The organism is Leifsonia shinshuensis (assembly GCF_022606355.1).
GTDB lineage: Bacteria > Actinomycetota > Actinomycetes > Actinomycetales > Microbacteriaceae > Leifsonia > Leifsonia shinshuensis_B.
In genome coordinates, this window is record NZ_JAHHZQ010000007.1 from 1 (window position 1) to 17,096 (window position 17,096).

General features: G+C 69.4%; 16 protein-coding genes and 1 pseudogene. 9 read left to right on the forward strand and 8 right to left on the reverse strand.

The annotated features are described in order from the left end of the window. The 8 genes and pseudogenes from KNO15_RS22420 to KNO15_RS23450 form a co-directional block, all read right to left on the reverse strand. Positions 1 to 279, reverse strand: a pseudogene (locus tag KNO15_RS22420) (DUF4913 domain-containing protein); the annotation flags it as partial. Then, a complete protein-coding gene (locus KNO15_RS22425; RefSeq protein ID WP_241706175.1) occupies positions 276 to 2,072 on the reverse strand; it encodes a type IV secretory system conjugative DNA transfer family protein in 1,797 nt (598 codons plus the stop codon). The gene KNO15_RS22425 and the pseudogene KNO15_RS22420, both read right to left, overlap by 4 nt. Further along, positions 2,069 to 3,643, reverse strand: coding sequence for an ATP/GTP-binding protein (locus KNO15_RS22430; protein WP_021762744.1), 1,575 nt, complete (start codon positions 3,641 to 3,643; stop codon positions 2,069 to 2,071). Before KNO15_RS22430 ends, KNO15_RS22425 begins: the two co-directional genes overlap by 4 nt. Further along, on the reverse strand, positions 3,643 to 5,151 hold the full coding sequence (locus tag KNO15_RS22435) for an SCO6880 family protein (RefSeq protein WP_374113197.1): 1,509 nt from the start codon (positions 5,149 to 5,151) through the stop codon (positions 3,643 to 3,645). The genes KNO15_RS22430 and KNO15_RS22435 overlap by 1 nt, the downstream gene beginning before the upstream one ends. Beyond that, a complete protein-coding gene (locus KNO15_RS22440; protein ID WP_185279202.1) occupies positions 5,141 to 6,775 on the reverse strand; it encodes a hypothetical protein in 1,635 nt (544 codons plus the stop codon). Before KNO15_RS22440 ends, KNO15_RS22435 begins: the two co-directional genes overlap by 11 nt. Positions 6,776 to 6,778: 3 nt before the next feature. Continuing rightward, entirely contained in the window at positions 6,779 to 7,525 is a 747-nt protein-coding gene (locus KNO15_RS22445) for a hypothetical protein (RefSeq protein ID WP_021756267.1), read from the reverse strand. 7 nt (positions 7,526 to 7,532) lie between these two features. Continuing rightward, positions 7,533 to 7,841 carry a hypothetical protein gene (locus tag KNO15_RS22450; RefSeq protein WP_021756266.1) on the reverse strand — a complete coding sequence of 103 codons (309 nt, stop codon included), beginning with the start codon at positions 7,839 to 7,841 and terminating at the stop codon, positions 7,533 to 7,535. Then, positions 7,838 to 8,569 carry a DUF6668 family protein gene (locus KNO15_RS23450; RefSeq protein ID WP_307794843.1) on the reverse strand — a complete coding sequence of 244 codons (732 nt, stop codon included), beginning with the start codon at positions 8,567 to 8,569 and terminating at the stop codon, positions 7,838 to 7,840. Before KNO15_RS23450 ends, KNO15_RS22450 begins: the two co-directional genes overlap by 4 nt. Before the next feature lie 42 nt (positions 8,570 to 8,611). Between KNO15_RS23450 and KNO15_RS22460 the strand changes: the two genes are divergently transcribed. The 9 genes from KNO15_RS22460 to KNO15_RS22500 all read left to right on the forward strand — a co-directional run bounded on the left by KNO15_RS22460 (position 8,612) and on the right by KNO15_RS22500 (position 17,090). Further along, positions 8,612 to 8,887, forward strand: a complete 276-nt coding sequence (locus tag KNO15_RS22460) for a helix-turn-helix domain-containing protein (RefSeq protein ID WP_021756264.1) — start codon at positions 8,612 to 8,614, stop codon at positions 8,885 to 8,887. Next, positions 8,887 to 9,441, forward strand: coding sequence for a hypothetical protein (locus KNO15_RS22465; protein ID WP_021756263.1), 555 nt, complete (start codon positions 8,887 to 8,889; stop codon positions 9,439 to 9,441). Before KNO15_RS22460 ends, KNO15_RS22465 begins: the two co-directional genes overlap by 1 nt. A gap of 2 nt (positions 9,442 to 9,443) precedes the next feature. Further along, positions 9,444 to 10,502 carry a M23 family metallopeptidase gene (locus KNO15_RS22470; RefSeq protein WP_021756262.1) on the forward strand — a complete coding sequence of 353 codons (1,059 nt, stop codon included), beginning with the start codon at positions 9,444 to 9,446 and terminating at the stop codon, positions 10,500 to 10,502. A 20-nt stretch (positions 10,503 to 10,522) separates the two neighbouring features. After that, positions 10,523 to 11,854, forward strand: a complete 1,332-nt coding sequence (locus KNO15_RS22475) for a MinD/ParA family ATP-binding protein (protein WP_021756261.1) — start codon at positions 10,523 to 10,525, stop codon at positions 11,852 to 11,854. Next, entirely contained in the window at positions 11,851 to 12,765 is a 915-nt protein-coding gene (locus KNO15_RS22480; protein ID WP_021756260.1) for an FHA domain-containing protein, read from the forward strand. Before KNO15_RS22475 ends, KNO15_RS22480 begins: the two co-directional genes overlap by 4 nt. A 59-nt stretch (positions 12,766 to 12,824) precedes the next feature. Then, positions 12,825 to 13,058 (forward strand): hypothetical protein, encoded by a 234-nt coding sequence (locus KNO15_RS22485; protein ID WP_183428951.1) that lies wholly within the window; start codon positions 12,825 to 12,827, stop codon positions 13,056 to 13,058. A 235-nt stretch (positions 13,059 to 13,293) separates the two neighbouring features. Continuing rightward, the gene (locus KNO15_RS22490) at positions 13,294 to 15,192 is read left to right on the forward strand and encodes a hypothetical protein (RefSeq protein ID WP_021756259.1); all 1,899 of its coding nucleotides are present in this window, start codon (positions 13,294 to 13,296) and stop codon (positions 15,190 to 15,192) included. Positions 15,193 to 15,558: 366 nt separating this feature from the next. Then, complete coding sequence (locus KNO15_RS22495; RefSeq protein WP_021756258.1) at positions 15,559 to 16,443, forward strand: ArdC-like ssDNA-binding domain-containing protein; 885 nt, start codon at positions 15,559 to 15,561, stop codon at positions 16,441 to 16,443. A 29-nt stretch (positions 16,444 to 16,472) separates the two neighbouring features. Then, the gene (locus tag KNO15_RS22500) at positions 16,473 to 17,090 is read left to right on the forward strand and encodes a DUF6349 family protein (protein WP_021756257.1); all 618 of its coding nucleotides are present in this window, start codon (positions 16,473 to 16,475) and stop codon (positions 17,088 to 17,090) included. Positions 17,091 to 17,096 lie beyond the last annotated feature (6 nt).

The following is a 17,096-nucleotide window of genomic DNA, read 5'->3' on the forward strand; positions in this document are numbered from 1 at the left end:
GGAATTTTCGAGCTGTGCGGCGATCGCCGCGGCGGCCGCCGTCTCAGCCCGAGCACGAAGCGCGTCCAGCACATCGTCGGTCAGGGCGTCCTTGACGGCATCGGCGGCGACGGCCGACACTTCCTTGCGCACCAACGACTTGACCGCGGCATCAACCAGCTCGTCGGCCAGGCCGCCCACGTCGATCCCGAACGCCCGGCCACCGGCCGGAGCTGCCGCAGTCGTCGACGAACTGCCGGCGTCCTGCGGCTCGTAGTCGTCCTCGCCCCAGTCGCTCACGATCGCGCCTCACTCCCGATGGTCGCCTCAACGGCGGCGACCTCGTGCTGCGCCTCGCTGATCGTGTGCTGCGCCTGCGGGTCGTGCGCGGCGATCGACGCCCGCACATCGGCCGCGTGCGGGCCGGTCATCCACGGCTGAGTGCGGATCAGCGTCGGCCGAGAACCCGAGGAAAGCACCACGGCGCGCCCCTTGGGCAACGCGGCCAGGTCCGCGACGTCCAGGATGCGCTCACGGTGGAGCTGCTGCGACACCGTGCGCTGCCCGCGCCCGCTCGACGTCGACGAGGAGAGCCGGTCGTAGTCACCGATCACCCGCGAGAGGTCTTCGAGGAAGCCGGCCTCCGAGACGCCACCGCCGTATACCTTCACGTTGGAGGCCGACCACAGCTTGCGCATCCCGGACTCGCCCCACACTTCCACACCCTGCGACCAGCTCTGCAAGATCGTCATCAGGACGATGCCGCGCGAACCGTAGTGCGAATAGAGGTTCGGCAGGTCGCGCCAGCGGCAGACGTTCGCCGCCTCGTCCAGGACGCCCAGAAGCGGCGTGCTGAGGCGCCCGCCAGCCGACCGAGCGGCCAGCTCCTCCGCCGCTTCCACCACGGCGACCGTGAGCGCGGTCACCAGCGGGCCGGCGGTGCCCTGGCCCTCCTTGGAGAGGCTGTAGAGCGTGCCGCCCTCGCGCACGAACGCCTCCGGGCTGAACTGCGGCCGCCGATCGCTTGCGTTCCCGCCCAACGGGGTCACCCAGCGGGCGACCTGACGGTTCGTCAGGCACGATGCCATCTGCTGGGCGGTGCCGTAGACGCCGCCGCGCTGCTTCTCCGGCGCGTCGATGACGCCGGCCACCTGGTCGGCGGTCAGCGGGAAGCCGTGCTGTCGAAGGATCTCCACCGCCGTGTCATCGGCGGGCCGGGTCAACCACGTGTACACGTCCGTGATCGGGCGGCCGTCCAGCGCTGCGGCGAGGAGAAGGCCGGCCAGGAGGTCTTTGCCGGCCGGATCGAAGTAGGAATCTGTCTTGGCGTCCGCGTCGCGGGAGCCGGAGGCGAAGTGCTGGGCCATCTTGGCGGCGCGTACCTCGTCGGTGACGTAGCTCAGCGGGTTCCACCACCAGGTGGGCTCCTCCAAAGCGATGCCCTGCGGGTCGAACACCCACACCTGCCCGGCCTTCTCCCGCACGTCGCGGGTGGCGTCTACGACGTCGCGCTTGTTCGAGGTGACGAGCACCCCGCCGGGAGCGGCCAGGATCGCCGGCACGGCGCGGCTGGTCGTCTTACCGGTGCGCGGCCCCCAGATGTCAATGTGCATGTCCTCCCAGGAGCCGTAGAGCGGCTGCCCTGACGCGACAGTGCGCCCGATGGGAACACCGGGCGCGTCGGGCACGCCGAGGCGCTGAGCCTTCTCCAGAGCGCTCTTGCGGCTGAGGTCCGCGACGTCGCGGCCGCGGCCCAGGTACGCGGCCGATCGGTCGACGCGGGTCCGCCCCTTCCGGTAGCGGGCGATCGCCACAATGATCAGCACGGCGAGGACGAGCACGATCGCCGCGACCACGGCGATGATCCACGTGCCCGACGCCGGCCACGGCACCTTGCCCATGAGGACCTCGAACGTCAGCGTGAAGGGGTCACTACTGAGAGTGATCCCCGTGTGGTCGAGCTGGTGGCCGAGCCGAACCGCGAGGTTCACCCCGACCACACCGACCATGACGATCACGATGCCGGCGGCGAGCAGAATCGACTCCGCCGACAGGCCGCCCGGGTCGCGGCGGCGGTTGTTCGGCGTGCTCACGACACCGCCTCCTCCGGCTCGACGGCGTGCAGGCGCCGGCCGACACGGGATTGCGCGTGCCACCGCTTGTTCGTGTCGTTGGTCGAGCGCTCCGTCTCGGTCAGCTTGACCGTGATCGGGATGCCGGGGCGGCCACCCACCTTGATCAAGAACTTGCCGCGGCCGGGAGGCTCCGTTTCCTTGCCGGTCGTGGCGTCCCACGACGGCGGCGCAGACCAGCCGGTGAGGAGACTCTGCTCCGCCAGCGAGAACGGCACGGCGGTGGTCAGCAGCGGCATCTCCGAGTGCGGAAGGCCGCCGACCACGACCATGCCGGCACGCTCGACGAACCCGCGCGCCTTCATCCGGTCCTCCTCCGTGGGGAGAGCGTCGAGGTCGCGCATCGTGTGGGTGATCATCGCCTGCCCGACACCGAACTGGCGGTTCAGACGGGTGAGCGAGTCGACCCGATCCACCATGCCGCTACCGGAGCGGAGCGCCTGCCACAGCTCGTCCATGATCACGAAGTAGTGGCGCTGCGGCTCTAGGCCGGCCTCAGCTAGAGCGTTCGCCACGTTCACCGTGGCGAACCCGTTCGACCAGCAGGCAAGCAGGGTCGCGGCGCGCAGGTCGACGTCGGTCTCTTTTAGCCCGGAAATGTCGTAGACCACCGGACGGTCACGGCGCATCGGATTCGTGGTCGGCCGAGAGAACGTCTCCCCGAGGCGGCCGCCGCGGGCGAGGCTGATCAGCGATGCTTCCAGCCCGCGGGTCGTGCGCTGGTACTCGGCAAAGTCGCCACGGTCGACGGCGACCTCGCGCAGCTCGGCCGGGCCTTCCTGGACAATCGCTAGCAGGTCGGCGAGCACCGGCACCTGGTCGACGAAGCGACGATCCAGGATGCGGAGCGCCTGGTCGACGATCGACTCCTCGACGTCGGACGGCGGCTGCTTGCGCAGGATCGTCAGCAGGGCAGAGACGATCGTGAGGCGTCGGCCGTGGGCATCCGCCTCAACCTCCTCCGCCTCCTTCTCATACCCGGCCTCACGCAGCCGCAGCGCGGCTTCTGTCGACTCGCCAGGGTCTAGAACGTTCAGGTGCCCGCGGCCGCGGCCCAGGCGGATCACCTGTCCGCCGAGGGCCTCGATCAGGTCAACATAGTCCGGCTTCAAGTCTCCGAGGATGAACGGGATGGAGCCGAAGCCGGCCAAGCCGGCGGCCATCCGTCGAACCGTCGTCGACTTCCCCAGGCCCGGCAAGCCGAGCACGAACACGCTCGGGTTGCTGATCAGCTTCGCGCGCTGGAACCACGAAATCGGGTCCGCGCAGACCGTCGCACCCGTGTAGAGGTGCCGCCCCAGCGGCACGCCCACGAGCGGTGCGCCCGTACCCACCGAGAACGGCCACAGCCCGCACACCTGAACGGTGGTGCCGCGGTACTCGACGGGTGCCTGCACGTATCCGGCAGTACCGCGGCCGCGACCGATCCAGCCGCGCCCACTGGGGCGCAGCGGGCGCGGCTCGGTCGTCGTCTGCGCCTTCTGAGCGGGGCTCTTGGTGCTCTTGCGCTTCTTGTTCGTCGCCATCGTCATCACACCCGCTCCCGGAGCGTGGAGGGAACCTGAACGTGCTTGGTCGGGATCAGCCCCAACGGCAGCGCCATCGCGAAAGCCGAGTCCTGCGACCCGTACACACGGCGCACGCGCAGGCGCGCGCCGGCCGACAGGTTGTCGATCGCGGCGGCCGCCTCCGGCTCCCTGGCCGGGTCGAGCACCGTCGCGGTGACCAAGATGGCGAAGTTCACCAGTCCGGCGCCGGATGCCTCCTCCTGCGCGGTCGCGGCCGCGGCGCGCACCGCGAGGGTGTCACGCGCCTGCGGCTTTCGCGTCGCGCTGGCACGGAACTGCGCGGCCGTCAGGTCGGACTCCACGAGTCCGGCCGCACGGGCCGGATCGATCGGCTTGTAGAGGATCGTCACCCGCTTGCGAGCGATATCCCGATGCGGGGCCAGCAGCCGGGCGAGAACACCCGACTGCACCGTTCCCCGCGGAGCCTGAGTCATCGCCCAGGTGACCGACGTCGCAGAATCGTGGCGGTAGTCCGACCACGACGCCTGATGCGCGGTCGGCCCGACGTCCGGCCACGACAGCTCGGGCGTCTCACCTTGGGCGTGCGCTTCGTCGATGAGCTGTGCGGCCGCCGGGTCGTAGGCGATCCGGATCGTCTCGCACAACTCCTGCGCCGCGAGGGGGCGAGCGGCACCCGCCCCGGTGGCCTGCAAGTTGCCGGTCAGGCCAGGCAGGCGTGCCGCGAGCTCGCGCGCCATCTCGTCCGGCTTGCGAGGCTGTGCACCCTTCCGCGGGATCGCGTTGAAGGTCAGGGTCACGAACGCCTTCACCGTCGACGAGCCGGCGGGGTAGGTGTCGATGACTTCCCGCAGCATCGCCTGGGCGAACTCGGGAGCGTCCGGGTCGAGATTCAGCTCGACCTCGCGGCGCAGGCGGGTGCCGGACTCCGGGGCCGTCTCGATTACGACCGAAGCGCCCTCGATACCCGGCTCGTCGGCCAGGTGGGACAGCCAGTGACCCCAGTCGGCAACCCAGGTGTCGACCTGCAACGGATCGACCAGCGACGCGCCGTCAGGCTCGGTCCCGATCACCACGGCGTAGGTCTTGCTGACGGGCGTGTAGACGAGCGCGAACGGACGCCCGTAGGAGTCCGTGTGCTCGCTGAGCCGCGTCGCTGCCGCAACGCCGGGAAGCTGGTAGGTGCCCCACTCGGTGCGGCCCAGAGGGCCGGACCGGTAGAGGTGCGTCCCGCGCGAACGGGCGGAGGCCCATCCGATCCGGTTGGAGGCGCGGGAGAGGACGCTGCGCCCATCGGCGTTCTTGAGCACCAGGAGGAGCAGCAGACCGCCCGCGATCGCCGCGGTGATCAGCGCTGCCAGGATGCCGGCAGACATGAGCGCGATCAGGATCGCGAACAGGGCCACGAACAGCAGGCCCGTACCCACCGTGCCCAGACCCAGCAGGCCCGGCGACGTCGGACGCCGCCAGTTGCCGTAGGTCCGAGGGCCTTCCTGAGTTGAATCAACGGCCACCACTGGGGCCTCCCTCCGTAGATTGTTCGCCAACGCTCTGAACGGCCTGTGCGGCCTTCTTCGCGCCGTCAGCGACCACGCCGGCCGCTGCCCCCACGCCCATTCCGATCGGCCCGGCAGCCGCACCCGCGGCCGCACCACCCGCCGCGCCACCCGCAGCAGCACCGCCTCCAGCGGCCGCGCCACCGGCCGCAGCTCCGCCACCGGCCGCAGCTCCACCACCGGAGCCCGTGGCCGCACCAGTCGACTTCGCTGCACCCGTGGACGCACCACCGCCGCCGCCGGGCTGAGACGTAGGCGCACCGCCGCCGCCGCGGCTGCCCGAGGGCGATCCGGTCGAGCCGGTCGAACTCGTGCTCCCAGTGCCCCCATCGGAGCCGCTGCTACCGCTACCCGTCCCGAGACGTCCCAGCGCCGCAGCTCCGGTCGGAAGCGCGGCCATAGCGGCCACGCCCATCGCGCCACCCGCGCCACCAGCCATCGAGCCGACCAGCGGAGTGACGAACCTCATCAGTGCCGGCATCGCGAACAGCGCGATCACCATCAGCATGAGGCCCGTGAGCACGGCCAGCAGGCCCGTCCCGTCGTCCTTGAACACGTTCGTGCCGACGAGCTGGAACGCGGCCGCGTACACCAATGCCGCCGCCGGCTTGTAGAGGATGAACGCCAGCAGCCAGCCGACGTTCTTGCGGAACCACGCCTTGCCGGTTTCGAGATTCGTGAACGACGCCGACAGCGGCAGGATGCCCGTCAGGATAACGAGCATGCCCCCGCGGGCGACCATGAGCACGATCTGAAACGCCGTCGCGAGGATCGCGATCAGCCCCAAGATGATGATCAGCAGCGAGCCCAGGCCGCCCGCGGCCGGGTTCGTCGTCAGCGCCAGCAGGTTCAGCACGTTCGTGCCGAAGCACGTGGACCCGGTCGCGGCCACATCGCAGTCCAGCGACTTGTTGATGATCCACACCGAGAACGAGTCGGACGCCGCGACGAGGAGGCCGACGACGGTCACGCCGGCACCCGCGACGATGATCAGCGTCACGAGGCTTTTCAGCGTCTCCCGTCCCGGTTCGGCGCGCTGTTCCCACGCCATCCGGGCACCGCCGATGATCACCGACAGCACGGCCAGCGCGCCCATGTACCACCAGAGCCCCGCCTGCAGAAACGCGACCGCGCCTCCGGCGCCGCTTGGCCCCGAGGCGATGATCGTCGAGACGAGCGAACTCGCCCCGCTGATCAGGACCACCGCGCCCAAGATGATGCCGGCGCGGCCGACCGCCGCAATCCCCTGCCCCGATCGCAAGCGAGAAGCCACGATCATCCCGAGGATGATCATGGCGATACCGCAGATGGCCAAGGACACCCACGTCACATAGCTGAGCACCGTCGTGATGCCCTCCGAATTCGGAGCCGACGACCCCGCGGCGATCGACGAGCTGCCACCCGATCCCGTCAGGTTCGGAGTGCCGATGTTCACCCACACCGTTCCCAGCGAGGCCACCGCCTTACCGAAAGCCTCCTGGACCGCCTTCGCCATGTTGTCGATCGCATTACCGACCGCGCTGTTCACCCAGTCCTGCACGACGCAGCCGGTGCCGAGGAATCCGCAGTCTTGTCCAGCCATTGGTCATCCCACCGCCCAGGCCGTGTACCCGGCAAGATTCGGAAGCTGATCAACCTGCGCCGGGTTCTGCGCGGACGAGTCGAGCTTCCAGTCGCCGCCAGACCAAATGAGCTTCGCGACGAACGACCCAGTGACGATCTGGCCGGAAGTCGTGGCCTGGAAGGCGACGTCGACCTGCGCGTGCTCGCCGTCGTACGACAGCACGCGGAATCCCGCGATCGACGCTCGAATGCCGGATGGGTTCGCTGCATTGAGCCCGGAGCTGAGCAGGCTGTCCCTGTTCTGGCCGGGGGCCAGTACGTACGGGAGCCACGTGCTTCGGAGCGACTGATCGAACGACATAATCGCGAAGTTTGCTGAGGCAAACAACGCTCCTTCGGGGGTGTGCTGGAAGCAGTATCGGTATCCGGACGCGGCCGTGGCACCGGGGCCGGCGGTCTGCGACGTCGGGTAGGCGAGCACATCTTGGTACTTCCATGACGTCTCGGGAGCCGCGCTGACGGTACCGGAAAGCTGGACCCCACGGAGGCCGCAAACGCTCGAGTCGCCCGACACGGGGCCGGGCGACGAGATGACGCTGGGAGACGTGCTCGTACTGGACGTGGGAGCCGCGTTAGGGCTCCCCTTGCCCACGTTGACGGCCACGAGGATGATCCCGCACACGACGATCAGCGCGACGACGATTGCGGCGGCGATGAAGCCCGGACGTGTGAACGGGCTCTGGCTCTCGTTCTGGTTCTCGTCGCTCACGACTACCTCACCCTCCTGCGATGGTGCCGATCCACGCGGCACCCGCACCGATCACGATCGCGCCGGCCATCGGCCAGAGAATCTTCGGGAGGGCGTCGTGGCCCTCGCCGCGGCGGAAGCTGACCGCGATCAGGATGCCGCCAACGATGATCGAGCCGCCGACCACCGCGTACCCGATCCACTTCAACCACGCCATGATCGTGGTGATGCCGCCCGTGCCGGGCGGCTGCTGCGGGTTCGGGTTCGGAATGTCGACCGCCGGGACATGCGCCAGGAAGTCGTTCGCCGCGGTCAGGATGGTGTGCAGCGTGCTCATCGCTGTTCCTTTCGGTAGGTGGTGCCCGTTGCACCGGGTGTGACCAGCGCGCTCAGCTCATCGACGAGTCGATGAACCTCCCGCGGAGCATCCGCAAGAGCCGGCGGCTCCCCCAGACGCCACGATTCGACCCACGGCACGTTCCACGTGCGCGGGACACCGCCGCCGACCACCTGGGCCAGGTCGCGCAGCGGGCGCGGCAGCCGGCCGGGGGCATCAGCGACGAGAACGAGGCCGAGCAGTTCCACGTGCGGAACGAGGCCGGCCGCCCATTGCGTTGCGGCCGCCTGGGCGGCACGCAGCCCATAAGCGTGGGAGCGGGCGACGAGAACGACACGCGCCGGCATCCCCGCTGGGGGACGCGGCCAACCGTGATCGGCAGCAAGCCAGTCAGGCACGAGCGCGGCCAAGCTCGACTCACCAGAACCACCGTGCGCTCCGAGCCACCACAGGGGCGCTGTCTGCGGGCGATCGTACGTCGGCAGCTGGTCGACGCGATCCGGGGCCGGAACCCCACGCTGAGGCCCGACCGGGCCTGTGGGCGGCGCAACAGACGGTGCGCTGGTCGTTGGAGATGCCGGCTCAGGGTCAGTGGGTCGGGATATCCATGGATTAATGCCGTCGCTCACCGTTCCCCCCTCGATAATTGTGTTCGACGTCGCTAACGCGACAAGAATACTCGATCGTTCTACTGGGAGCAACAGCATGCTACAGGGATACACACGCATAAACAGCGTGCAACAGAGCCACTTTTCGTTTACACTGTCTGCATGCGCTTGCGGCTTCCGGTGTTCCCCGTGACGTCAGGGCTTGATGCGCTGTTCAAGGGGCGCAAGGAGACACTGACCGTCCCAGAGGTTGCAGAGATGCTGGGCCTCACGAAGCCCGGCGTCTACAAGTGGCTCAAAGACGGAGTGATCCCCGGCTACAAGCTCGGAGCTACATGGTTCATCCTGCGGGATGAACTAAAGGAAGCTCTAGAGCAGGGGGCGAACTCACGGCGGACACAGCCGCCAGCGCGGGGTGAGGAGCACGAGGAGGGGTAATGGGGGGAAAGCGCACGCTCGGTCTAGCCGGCGTCGTCTTGGTCACGGTTGCGCTGGCCGGATGCGCCGGTAACAGCGAACAGCGACCGACCGAGAGCCCTTCCCCCACACCCTCCGGTGTCTCCATCCCGGACCTGAACACGTTCACACCGGCTCCCCCCGGCACCCAGCTCGACGACGAGTCCGGCGGCGGAACCGTCAACCCGAACCCGGCACCCGCCTGGGACGCCACGCAGCGCAGTAGCGCCGTTGCCGCGGCCGAGAAGGCGCTCACGGCGTTCGCGCGCCCGGACCTCAGTTCCACTGAGTGGTGGGCGGCCCTGTCGCCGCTCCTGACGCCGCAGGCGCAGCAGGACTACCAGTCCGTCGACCCCGCCAACATCCCGGCGCACAAGCTCACCGGCAACGGGACCATCGTCGACGACAGCAGCACCTACGCCGTCTCGGTGGACGTTCCCACCGACGCCGGCACCTACACGATCATCCTCACGCGACGCGACGGCGCGTCGCCCTGGCTCGCCAGCCGATTCACCCCTCCGGCAGGGACACACTGACGATGGATCGCAAGTCTGGGGGGCTCGTAGCGATCATCACCGTGCCCGTGCTGATCCTCGCCACGGTGTTCGGGATGCTGCTACTCACGTCGTCGGCGTCCGCGAGCTGCAACCCCACCGGGAACAGTGCTGCCGCGGTCACCATCGACCCCAAGACGGTGCCCGCCACCACGATCAGCGGCTACGGGCACGACCAGCTCGTGAACGCCGCGTACGTGATCCAGGCCGGCAAGGATCTCAACCTCAGCTCCCGCGACCAGACCATCGGCGTCATGACGGCGATGGGCGAATCCGGTCTGCGTGTGCTCAACTACGGCGACGCTGTAGGGCCGGACAGCCGCGGCCTGTTCCAGCAGCGCGCGAACGGGGCATGGGGGTCGCTCAGCGACCGCATGGACCCCTACATCAGCGCAACGAACTTCTTCAAGAAGCTGGCCACGATCACCGACCGCGACTCCCTCGCGCCCACGATCGCCGCGCACAAGGTCCAGGTCAACGCGGACCCGTACTACTACGCCAAGTACTGGGACGCCGCCGTGGCCGTCGTCGAAGGGCTCACCGGAGCCAAGCTCGGCCTGAGCACCGGCACCGGCAACCAGGTCTGCTCCGGGGTCGGCACCGGCACCGGTACCGTCAGCGCTCAGGGCTGGGCGCTTCCGGCCGCCGGCCCCATCAGCGATCCCTTCGGGATGCGCGTGAACCCGATCAGCGGCGTGTACAAGCTCCACGCCGGCGTCGATATCGCCGGTGGCTGTGACTCCCCCATCTACGCCGCCCAGACCGGCACCGTCATCGCCACCGGCTTCGGCGTCGGCTACGGCTCCAACGGCACGATCGTGATCGACCACGGCGGCGGCGTGCAGACGGTCTACCTGCACATGTACGCCTCCGGCATCCTCGTCCAGGACGGCCAGAAGGTCACCGCAGGGCAGCAGATCGCCCGTATCGGCTCCTCTGGTGACTCCACCGGCTGTCACCTCCACTTTCAAGTGATGATCAACGGCTCCCCCACCGATCCCGTGGCCTTCATGAAGACCGTGGGAATCACCATCGGCGGATGAGCGGAAGGAGAAACACCCACATGAGCACGACAACGGAAGCAGCCGCCTGGCCCCGCGCCACCGCGACCCTCAACGAGGACGGCACCGCCCAGGTATCCATCGGTGGCACCGTCACGGAGGTTGCCGCAGGCGACGTCGACGAGGCGCGCGCTCAGGTCGTCGCGATCGTCGCGGCCCGCGCCGAACAGCTAGGCCGGCCGCTGCACGTCCTCACCCGTGACCCCGCCGGGGAATGGCCGCTGATCATCCACCCGGACCAGACCGTGACCGAGGACGACAGCCGCGAAGCACGACCGCAGGCCCCTGAGCCCGCTGCGGAACCTGCCCCCCAGCAGGCGGAGGCCGACGAGACCGGCGCGGCGTCGGCCGGCCCCGGCTCATGGGTCACCGCCACGGCCGCCGCGGCGCCGAGGGCAGACCTTCCGACACGTCGAGCCATGCGCCAGTCGTTCCTGGTGCGGGAACAGATCGAGGAGCCGGCCACCACCGGGTGGCGCGGCCTGGCAACGCGCGCCGGCATCCGCATGAGCCCCAGCGAGGAGGAGCGCGCAGAGCGCGCCGACGTGCTCGCCGTCTCCCAGCACTGGCCCGGCCCGCGCACGATCGCGATCGTCAACGGCAAGGGCGGCGCTGGCAAGACCCCCAGCACGGTCCTCCTCTCAGGCGTGTTCGCCCGCTACGGCGGCGCAGGCGTGCTCGCCTGGGACAACAACCAGACCCGCGGCACGCTCGGCTGGCGGACCGAGCAGGGGCCGCACGAGTCGACGTTGCTCGAGTTGTTGCCCCAGGTCGATCGGCTCCTGAGCACCAGCGCCCAGTCCGCCGACCTCGCCCACTACGTGCACCACCAGACCCGCGACCGTTTCGACGTTCTCCGGTCCAAGCCGATGGCGCTCGCCCAAGAGCAGCGCATCGAGCCCGAGGACGTCGACGCCATCCACGCCGTCGCCAGCAAGTACTACCGGCTGATCTTCATCGACTCCGGCAACGACGAGTCCGATCCGATGTGGCGGCGGATGATCGATCACGCCGACCAGCTCGTGGTGGCCACCACCACCCGCGACGACCACGCCGAGGCCGGCGCGCTTCTCCTGGAAGCGCTGGCCGACCGCGACGAGCGATCCGCTCGGCTGGCCGACAACGCCGTGGTGATCGTCACGCAGGCCGACCCCAAGGCCACCCCGGCCGACATGCAGCGCGTCGCCGCCGGCTACCGCGACATCACTCGCGAAGCCGTCACGATCCCCTTCGACCAGGCAATGGTCGACGGCGTGCTGCACTACGGCGCTCTGCGACCCTCGACGCAACGGGCGTGGCTGGCCGCCGCGGCCGCCGTCGCCCGCGGGCTATGAGCGCCACACAGGCCCTCCGCGCATCAGAAGCCGTCGCGGACTGGCCCAAAGTCGTCGCCAGCATCCACGGCCCCAGCGACCAGCTCACAGATGCTCCACCGACGTACATCGGCAGCATCACGATCAACGGCACTGAGCGGCCCTGCGAAGCCACCAGCGTCGAGGAGCTGCGAACCGGCATGATCGCCCGATGCGTAGCGATCGCCATCCGCTTGCACCGGCCGGTGCGCCTCACCGTCAAGGACAGCAGCCAGACATGGACGCTCGGGGTTCGGCCCGAGGGCATCGTGCAGCTCCTCGATGCCGCCGGCACGATCCCGCCGGCAGACGGGCTCACCGTCCACGAGGGACGCTGCCGCATCTGCCGGCGACTCCAACCCGTCACCGAGGCCGTGTGCGTCCAGTGCAAGACGCCCGAGCCTCACCGCGTGGAAGCCGACCCCATCGACGTCAAGGCCGTCGTCCCCGACGCCGCGACCACCGTCGAGGAGCTGCCCTTCGTGCGCGCCGTGGTGGTCCCCGTCGAGGAGCTGGACCACACGGTCATGGCCAAGCCCACTCCCCCGGCCAACACGCGGCCGCGCCTGCGCCTGCGCTTCACCACCCAGGAGTCGGTCGACACCAGCGAGAGCGTCGTGCTCGGCCGCCATCCCATCGCCGTAGGCGATCGCAAGCCGATCGCCGTCGAGAGCCCCGAGCGGATGCTCTCACGCACCCACGCCCTCATCGACGTCGACGACGAGGGCCGCATCGTCGTCACCGACTACCACAGCGGCAACGGCATCGAGACGCAGACCGACCCACCCCGCCGGTTCGAGCCAGGCGTGCCCTACACGATCGAACCCGGCACCAGCCTGCGCATGGGCGACGTCGTATGCACGATCGAGGTCACGCCATCGGAGGCGAAGTGATGCAACACGCCCGCGTGGCCTACCAGAATCAGTTTCTTAACGCCCCTAGGCTCACGAACATGACAGCGCAGCGATACCGTGGCGGCCGCCACAGCAAAGGCGACCGTCAGGCCCTCATCTCGCGTGTAGCTAACCCTCTCGGAGAGGCCGTCCGCGAAGAAGCGGAGGCCCGAGGAATGAGCGTCAACGATTACATCGCGTCCTTGCTCGCGCGCGAAGTCGGCATGCCCGAATACGCGCCCGCGCTCCCCCCACGTCACGAATACGAGGAGCTGCCCATCACAGCGGCTTAACGAGCAAGCCCCCGCCTCTTGCGAGACGGGGGCCGAAGCTAAGTGCCTGATCTGGACTGTTTGGCGACGGAAACAGATCAAGCGATGTGAGGAACCGGTTTGGCGACCGGGGCCTGTTTGTGTCAACCACTACGTGAAAGACGGTGCCATCATAACCCTCGCGACGGATTATGCATATTCCGGCGCTCCTGGCGCGTCGTGGATACTCACCGCGGCCATCAGCCCTCGGCCGAGCGTGCGCGTCGCTGTCGTCGACGCCTACGGCGACGTTCAGAACCGCTACCCCTCGCACCGCCGCGTCGACGGCAAGGAGCCCACGCGCCCGTGGGCGATGTACCTGGCCGACGCCAGCGGACGCTTCCGCTTCCTTGGCTTCGACCTCGACGCCAAGACGCCCGGTGCCGCGGCCGCGGCAGCTCGTGACGCTGACGTGATCGCCGGCCTCCTCACGGACGCCGGCATTCAGCACGTAGTCTGCGAGTCCGGCCCCTCACACGGCCGCCACGTCTGGGCCGCTCTCTCCGAGAGCGTCGACGCAGGCACGATCGCCACCCTCGCGCACTTCCTGCGCAACGTGTGCCCAACACTCGACATCGTTCCCCTGACGAACCCGCAGACCGGTTGCCTGCGCCCGCCAGGTGCCCCGCACCGCCACGGCGGCCGCTCGACGGTGCTGCGCGGCGACCTCGGGATGCTCACCACCCCCACGACCACGGCCGCGCAGGTGCGTGGCCTGGTCGAGGCCCTGGCCAAGCTCAGTAACGGCGCTGAGCCCGCAGGGCGTATCGACCCCAAGCGCCCGATCCCCGTCGACGAGCACGGCCGCCTGTACCTCCCCGGCCCGCGCCGCGAGCTCACCGCACGCAGCGCCGCCGCACTGCGCGAGGACGCTGCCTCTGGCGACGCCTCCGCAGTACTCTGGCGCATCCTCGTCGGCGCCGCGGCCGCCAGATGGCGTCACGCCGACGTCGCTGCGCTCGTCGACGACGCACCGGGCCTAGAGCACGTCCGGTCCTACCGCGATCGCCTACAGCGCCGCCCTCGCGGCCGCGGCGGAGCCGCACACGTCCTCCGCCGGCAATGGGACAAGGCCGTACGGTTCGTGGCCACCACAGACCGGCAGGTCGGAGACGACCCCACCTTCGACGCCCGCGCCGACGCGATCGCCGCCCACGTCCGCCACGTCCAGGCGCGAGCGGACGCATCTGCCGGCCGCTGGGCCCACCGAGGAGGCCCAGCCGACCGCCGCGTGCTCGACGTCCTGTGCATGCTCGCCCTGAAAGCCCTCAGCGCCTCTCTAGAGGCCGATACCCGCCGCCTCGCCCTGTTTGCCGGGATCGGCCGGGAGACGGCCAGGACGGCGCTCCTACGGCTCGCCGCGGACGGGTGGGTCGCCCAGACCCGCGCTGCCGATGGTCCACATGGTGCGCACTGGACCATCGACCCTCAATCGGTTATCCCCAGCTCTGCATCTACAAGTCGGTCACAAGCGGACCCGCGCCCCGCAGGGGCAGGGTCCGCAGAACGATCCACCCTCCTGGCTACCCTGACCCAGAGAACCCGGGACGCTGCCCACGACCTCTTCACGCTGGGACCGGGGCTCGGCTTCCACGCGGGGAACATGTACGCCCGCACCACAACGGATCCTCAACCCGTCGACGCGCTCGCTCGTTCCGCAGGATGCACCGTCAACCAGGTGCGGCCGGCCCTCGATCGGCTCACCCGTGCCGGCGTCCTCGTCCTCACCCGCCACGGATGGCGACGGCGATCGGTGGATTACCGTCGAGCCGCCGCCGTGCAGCTCGACGTCGACGGCCGACTGCAGGCGCGCGCAGCCCGCTACACGGTCGAGCGCGAGCTGTGGGCGTGGTGGCAGGCCGAGGAGACGTGGATGCGCGCCCCACGCCGCACCCACCCGAGCCGCCGACCCGGACCCGGCCAGCTCGCACTCCTCCCCGACTTGGGAACAAACGCCTATGGCGCACACCCGCGGGACGCTAACGGTCGAGCCGACTTCCGGATGGCACGTGCACTGCTGAGCGGCGCGGCTACGGCATCGACGGCGAGCAAAGGCCGCCGAGCGATCGCGCCCGATCCTGTCGACACGATGCTGGGAGACGAGCGGATCGCCTGAGCGAGTCGGCCGCCGGCCGACACGAGGGCCGGCGCCCTCGCACTCCCCGCGACCCTGCGGGCCGTGAACGACGGCCGCACGCGGCCGGCTGCTTCTCGCGCCTGCGGCGCTCGTTTTCTCGCCGTGAAGCCTGCGGCATTCTACGGGCCTCGTCGTCCGCGCAAGCGGCTGCGCCGCCGGCTCCTCCGAGACTTTTCGGCCGCGTCGCTGCGCTCCTCACATCGGCCGAAAACTCTCTCCCCCACCGCCCTGCGGGTTGCACTCCCTCCTCTGCCCTGAATGGCACTTCGTGCCTTCACGGCAAGAAAACGTGGAGGGGGTCTGAGTGGCCCTAATAGTACTAATACCGTCACCGGAGGTAGCGAGATGGCCCGCAAGATCACCAGCACCAAGAGCGCCGAGGAGCGTCGTGCCGAGGCCGAGGAGCTGCAAGCGACGATCGCGACACAGGTCGAGGCGCTGCGCGAATCCGAGGCATGGGCGGCCTTCCTGAACTTCGCCCAGTCGTTCCACCGCTACAGCCTGGGAAACCTGCTGCTGATCTTCGCCCAGCGGCCCGAGGCGACCCACGTCGCCGGATACAGGACCTGGCAGAAGCTCAACCGCCAAGTGCGCAAGGGCGAGCGCGGTATCCGCATCTTTGGCGGCCGCGAGATTCGCGAGACGGTCGAGAACGAACGAACCGGCGAGGAAGAAGAACAGCGCCGCGTGCGGTTCTTCCCCGTCTCCGTGTTCGACATGGGACAGACCGACCTCATCGACGAGGAAGCCGGCGACCCGGCCGACATCGCGCGACCGCTCACCGGAGACGACGCCCGCGGCATCTTCGAGGCCACCGCCGACTACCTCACCGGCACCGGCTGGACCGTCGAGTGCGAGCCCATCGCGGGAGCTGCCAACGGCTACACCGACCCCGAGGCCCGACGCATCGTCATCGACGCGAACCTGTTTCCCGCCCAGGCAGCCAAGACGGCCCTGCACGAGGCCGCGCACGCGATCCTGCACGCTGAGGAGGATCAGGCCGAGTACATCGAGCACCGCGGCGTGAAGGAAACCGAAGCCGAGAGCGTCGCCTACGTCGTCGCCGGCATTCTCGGACTGGACACCAGCGCCTACAGCGTCGGCTACGTCGCCGGGTGGAGCAACTGCGACTCCGACACCATCAAGGCCACCGCGGCCAACGTCCTGCGCGCCGCGCACACCCTCGCGGACGCGCTCACCGAGCCCGCGGCCGAGCTCGCCACCGCCTGACCCTAATAGTACTGTTGGAGGTAACTGCAATGACCGGTGAGCCCACCCTGTTCGACCTGGCCGAATTCGAGCGCGAGGCGGTCGCCGCCACCCCCTGGGATGGCGCGCCCCTCAGCTACACGGCGGACTACTACGAACCCGCCGCCCTGGTCGCCGCGTTCGAGCGCTATTGCGCCGAGCACGGGCACTTCGGCTGCATCCCCCGCAGCCACATGTGGCACCGCGCCTACTACTTGGACGGCCCGACCGTCACCGAGGGTCACGAGCTGCACATGTTCACCGCGGACGCCTGGTGCCGTGAGGTTGACCACGACCACAGCGCCGCCCCGCTGCCCGGCGGCGGCCGGTATCAGGCCAACTGCCCGCGCTGCGCCTGGCACGTCATCACCGACAACGAGAGCGCCGCCGTCGAGGCGTGGCACGACCACGCCCTCCCCGGATGGCGCGAGCTGCCGATCCTCCCCCGCAAGCTCGCCCGGTTCGAGAACAAGCAGCGGATCGCGGCCGTCGCCGCATGGGTCACCGCCACCTATCCGGCCGCCTGGCAGCGGCCCGGCGTCCCGATCCTCACCGAGCGCGGCGAGCACGGACGCCGCCACGTCCCCGGCCGCTCTCCGCTCGGCGGCTACGACCTCGCCGCCGACTAACCCCAA